This window comes from Xanthomonas sp. SHU 166, assembly GCF_000364685.1.
In the GTDB taxonomy this organism is placed as follows: domain Bacteria; phylum Pseudomonadota; class Gammaproteobacteria; order Xanthomonadales; family Xanthomonadaceae; genus Xanthomonas_A; species Xanthomonas_A sontii.
Window position 1 is genome coordinate 1 of record NZ_AQOJ01000342.1, and the last position, 4,672, is coordinate 4,672.

Below are 4,672 nucleotides of genomic sequence, written 5' to 3' on the forward strand. Positions count from 1 at the left end.
GCCACGCCCTGCTGCAACAGCGCCGCGCTGCGACCCAGCGCCAGTCCGAGCCGCCGTTGCGCCAGGGCGCGCGCGGCGGCACTGCCGGCCAGCGGGCTGCCCAGGCACACCACCCGGGTCACCGGCAGCGAGGGCACCTCCTGCAAGGCCTGCAAGGCGATCAGGCCGCCGAGGCTATGCCCGACCAGCGCCACCGGACCGGTGGCGGCCATACGTTCGATGCGGGCGTGCAGCCGTGGGAGCGCGGCCTCGGCGCCGCCGAACGCGGTCGAATAGCCGAAGCTGGCGACGCGCCAGCCCTCGCGGCGCAGGCGCAGCGCCAGCGGCAGCAGCCACGGCCGCGCGTTCCAGATGCCGTGCAGCAACAGCACCTGGGGCGCGGCGGCCATCGGCGACTCAGCCGCAGGTGGTGCGAACGATGTGATTGCTGCCATCCAGGAACACGTTGAGCCGATCCAGGCGCAGGTCGCGGGTCACCGCCTGGCCCGGCGCGATCGGCCGCACCACGCCGGCTCCGCTCTCCTTCCAGACCCGGCTCATGGTCGCCTGGGTGGCCTCCTGGCCCACCGCCCAGGCCACGGCCTCGACGTTGCAGCGGCCATCGCCCTGCACCGTCGGCCCGGCACTGGCCGGCTGCAGCGACGCCGGTGGCGCGCACGCGGCCAGCAGCGGCACGACGGCGGCGATTCCCATCCACGGTCGGAACATGGCGTGCTCTCCTCAAGCTGGACAGGCCAGCACTGTAGCGCGCACTCGTTGCCGCTGTGTCGACGCGGCATGCCCGGACGAGGTCCGGCGGCAGGCGTCAGGCCGCGCGCGGCGGCCGGCGCAGGATGAATTCGAGATCGCGCACCCGCCCCACCGGGAATTCGTAGGTGCCGACCTTCTCGAAGCCGTAGCGCGCGTAGAAACGCTGCGCGCCCAGGTTCTCCGACCACACGCCGAGCCACAGCGTGCGCGGGCCGTCGCGCTCCAGCCAGGCCAGGGCGGTGTCGAACAGCCGGGCACCCCAGCCGCCGTTCTGGTGCGCGCGCAGCAGGTACAGCCGCTTCAGTTCGCCATCGCCAGGCGTCACGTCGGGATGCGGCAGGCCGCAAGGGCCAGCGGCAGCGTGTCCCACCACCTCGCCGTCATGCTCGACCAGCCAGATCGCGTAGTCCGGATGCGCCAGCACCACCTGCGCGCGCTCGATCGAATAGGCTTCGTCGAGGAAGGCCTGCAGGTCCTGCGCAGGATACAGATGGCCGAAGGTTTCGCAGAAGGTGGCCGTGGCGATGCGGGTCACCGCCGCGGCATCGTCCGGCGTGGCACGGCGAATCAGCACGACTCAGCGCGCCGGGTGCGCGGCGTCGGCGTCGGCCTCTTCGCCGTCGTCCTCGTCCTCGTCGTCGCCTTCCTCTTCCTCGTCCTCTTCTTCCTCGTCGTCTTCCTCGTCGTCTTCCTCGTACTCGTAATCGTCCTCGCCGAAGTCCTCGCCGTCCCAACGGCCCTCCGGATCCGGCACGAACGCCAGCGGCGCGTTGGCGCCGCTGCCGGCGCGCACCAGCCAGCCGCCGAACACGCGCGCGCGCTGGGTGACGATGGCCTCCACTGCGCCCTCGTTGCCGAGGGTTTCCCACTCCAGATTGAATGCGGTCTCGCTCATGTGTCGGCCTGCGCTACGGTTGGAAGAAAGGGATCACTGCGCCTGCGGGCGCACCTGCACGTGCACTTCGGCCAGCTGGGCGTCGGCGATCGGCGACGGCGCGTCGGTCATCAGGTCCTGCGCGCCGGTGGTCTTGGGGAACGGGATCACGTCGCGGATCGACTCGGTGCCGGCCATCAGCGCGGCGATGCGGTCGATGCCGAAGGCGATGCCGCCGTGCGGCGGCGCGCCGTAGTTCAGCGCATCCAGCAGGAAGCCGAACTTGGCGCGCGCTTCCTCGGCACCGATGCCGAGCAGTTCGAACACCGCGCTCTGCATGTCCGGGCGGTGGATACGGATCGAACCGCCGCCGATCTCGTTGCCGTTGAGCACCATGTCGTAGCCGCGCGACACCGCGGTCTTGGCATGCGTGCGCAGCTCGGCGATATCGTCCACCGCCGGCGCGGTGAACGGGTGATGCAGGGCCACGTAGCGCTGCGCCTCCTCGTCCCATTCGAACATCGGGAAATCGGTGACCCACAGCGGCCGCCAGCCGTCGGCGATGAGGTTGAAGTCCTTGCCGGCCTTCAGGCGCAGCGCGCCCATGAAGTCGGAGACCTTGCCGTAGGCGCCGGCGCCGAAGAACACGATGTCGCCGTTGCCGGCACCGACGTGGGCGAGCAGCGTGGCGAACGCGGCCTCGCCGAAGAACTTCTGGATCGGCGAGCTGATCTCGCCGCTGTCGGCGATCTTGACGTAGGCCAGGCCCTTGGCGCCGTACTTGGCGGCGTGCGCGGCGTATTCGTCGATCTGCTTGCGCGAAAGGCTGGCGCCGCCTGGGATGCGCAACGCGGCGACGCGGCCGTCTGGGTCGGCGGCCGCCGCAGTGAACACCGCGAAGTCGCTGTCCTTGACCAGGTCGGCGACGTCGGTCAGTTCCAGGGCGATGCGCAGGTCCGGCTTGTCCGAGCCGTAGCGGCGCATGGCCTCGGCCCAGGTCATGCGCGGGAATTCGGCGGCCAGCTCGACGTCGACCACCTCCTTGAAGATGGCGCGGACCATCGCCTCGACGAAGTCCTGCACGTCGCGCTCGCGGACGAAGGCGAACTCCATGTCGAGCTGGGTGAACTCGAGCTGGCGGTCGGCGCGCAGCGCCTCGTCGCGGAAGCAGCGCGCGATCTGGTAGTAGCGGTCGAAGCCGGCCACCATCAGGATCTGCTTGAACAGCTGCGGCGACTGCGGCAGCGCGTAGAACTCGCCGGGGTGCATGCGCGCCGGCACCAGGAAGTCGCGCGCGCCTTCCGGGGTGGCCTTGGTCAGGATCGGCGTCTCGATGTCCTGGAAGCCGCGCTCGTCCAGGTAGCGGCGCAGCGCCTGCACCAGCTTGATGCGGGTGCGCTGCATGCGCTGCATCTCCGGGCGGCGCAGATCCAGATACCGGTACTTCAGGCGGGTTTCCTCGCCCGGGTTCTCGTGCGCGTGGAACGGCAGCGGCGCGGCCTTGTTGAGCACGGTGATGGCGGTGGCGATCACCTCGACCTTGCCGCTGCGCAGCTTGTCGTTGACCGCATGCCGCGCACGCACCACGCCCTCGACCTGCAGCACGTCCTCGTAGCCGAGGCTGGCGGCGACCTTGAACACCTCCGCGTTCTCCGGCTCCACCATCACCTGCACGATGCCTTCGTGGTCGCGCAGGTCGATGAAGCACACGCCGCCGAGGTTGCGGGCCACGTCGGTCCAGCCGGCCAGGGTGACGGTTTGGCCGATCAGGGTCTCGTCGACCAGGCCGCAGAAGTGGGTACGCATCGCTAGCTCCAAACAGGGGGCGCCCGGCGCAGAAGGCGCCGGCAAGCCCGGTATTCTGCGGCGGCGCGTCGGCCCGGGCAAATCGCGCATGACTCATCCTGGCTTAAGTTGGCCTGCGGCTATAGTCCGCGCACCATTCACGGGGAGGAGAGAACCCATGTTGAAGCACCTTGGTGGCTGGCTGGTGATCGCCGCGCTGGCCCTGGCCAGCGCCCCGGCCGCGGCCCAGAGCGCCCGCGCCTACGCGCCGCAGGACCTGCGGCAACTGTCGGTCCCCGGCCGGGTCCGGGTGATCGAGCGCGAGTACGCCGACCAGTCGCGCGGCCGGCAGATCCCCGACGACCAGCTCGAGTTCTACTTGGACCAGATCGACCGCGGCTGGGGCTTCGGCAACATCCAGCAGGACATCGCCACCTCGCTGCGCGGCAGCGGCAGCGGCGGCGGCTGGCGGCAGGAACCGGGCTTCGACGGCCGCACCGTCGCCTGCTCCAGCAACGACCGCCGTCGCCAGCAATGCGCCACGCCGTTTCGCGGGCCTGCGCGACTGGTCGGCACCCTGTCCGATTCGCCGTGCATCGAAGGCCGCACCTGGGGCTCGGCGCCCGGCGTGGTGTGGGTGGACCAGGGCTGCCGTGGTCGCTTCGTCGAAGGTCGCGGCAATTGGGGCGGCAACTGGGGCGACGGCGGCGGCAGTGGCGGCGTGGCCGGCACCGTCCGCTGCGAGAGCCAGGACCAGCGCCAGCGCATCTGCCCGACCGGCTGGCGCAACGCTATGCTGGTGCGGCAGCTGTCGGACACCCGCTGCATCGAGGGCCGCACCTGGGGCTCGCGCGACGGCGCGGTGTGGGTCGACGACGGTTGTCGTGGCGAGTTCGCCCAGGGCCGCGGCGGCGGTAGCTGGGGGCCGAGCCGGCCGCCGCTGGACAGCGGCTACACGGTGACCTGCAGCAGCGACGACAAGCGCCTGCGCACCTGCGCCTGGGACCGCCGCCAGGGCCGCCCGGAACTGATCGAACAGCTGTCCGGCACCACCTGCGCGGAAGGCCGCACCTGGGGCTACGAAGGCAATACGGTGTGGGTCAACGGCGGCTGCCGGGCGCGCTTCGGGGCGCGCTGAGCCAAGGCAACGGGCCGCGCGGCGTGCTGCGCGGCCGGATGCATGGCGTGACAGGTCGACTTCGGGAGCGGCTCTTGCTCTTTTGGATCGACCGCGACCGGGCAAGGCTCGGTCGCGGCTGAAGC

At 70.9% G+C, this 4,672-nt stretch carries 6 protein-coding genes; 1 reads left to right on the forward strand and 5 read right to left on the reverse strand.

Annotated elements, in window-relative coordinates; genetic code table 11:
* From D180_RS10040 to aspS, 5 genes are all read right to left on the reverse strand, one after another.
* The coding region (locus tag D180_RS10040) for an alpha/beta fold hydrolase (RefSeq protein WP_017912691.1) at nt 1-389 on the reverse strand (389 nt) is incomplete at its 3' end.
* 7 nt (nt 390-396) lie between these two features.
* Nucleotides 397-708, reverse strand: coding sequence for an I78 family peptidase inhibitor (locus D180_RS10045; RefSeq protein ID WP_223875595.1), 312 nt, complete (start codon nt 706-708; stop codon nt 397-399).
* 97 nt (nt 709-805) lie between these two features.
* Entirely contained in the window at nt 806-1,324 is a 519-nt protein-coding gene (locus tag D180_RS10050) for a GNAT family N-acetyltransferase (RefSeq protein WP_017912692.1), read from the reverse strand.
* Nucleotides 1,325-1,327: 3 nt separating this feature from the next.
* On the reverse strand, nt 1,328-1,645 hold the full coding sequence (locus tag D180_RS23890; RefSeq protein ID WP_017912693.1) for a hypothetical protein: 318 nt from the start codon (nt 1,643-1,645) through the stop codon (nt 1,328-1,330).
* Nucleotides 1,646-1,678: 33 nt separating this feature from the next.
* On the reverse strand, nt 1,679-3,430 hold the full coding sequence (gene aspS, locus D180_RS10060; RefSeq protein ID WP_017912694.1) for an aspartate--tRNA ligase: 1,752 nt from the start codon (nt 3,428-3,430) through the stop codon (nt 1,679-1,681).
* 157 nt (nt 3,431-3,587) lie between these two features.
* On the opposite strand from aspS, the gene D180_RS10065 reads away from it, so the two are divergent.
* Entirely contained in the window at nt 3,588-4,547 is a 960-nt protein-coding gene (locus tag D180_RS10065; RefSeq protein ID WP_017912695.1) for a DUF3011 domain-containing protein, read from the forward strand.
* The last annotated feature ends 125 nt before the right edge of the window (nt 4,548-4,672 follow it).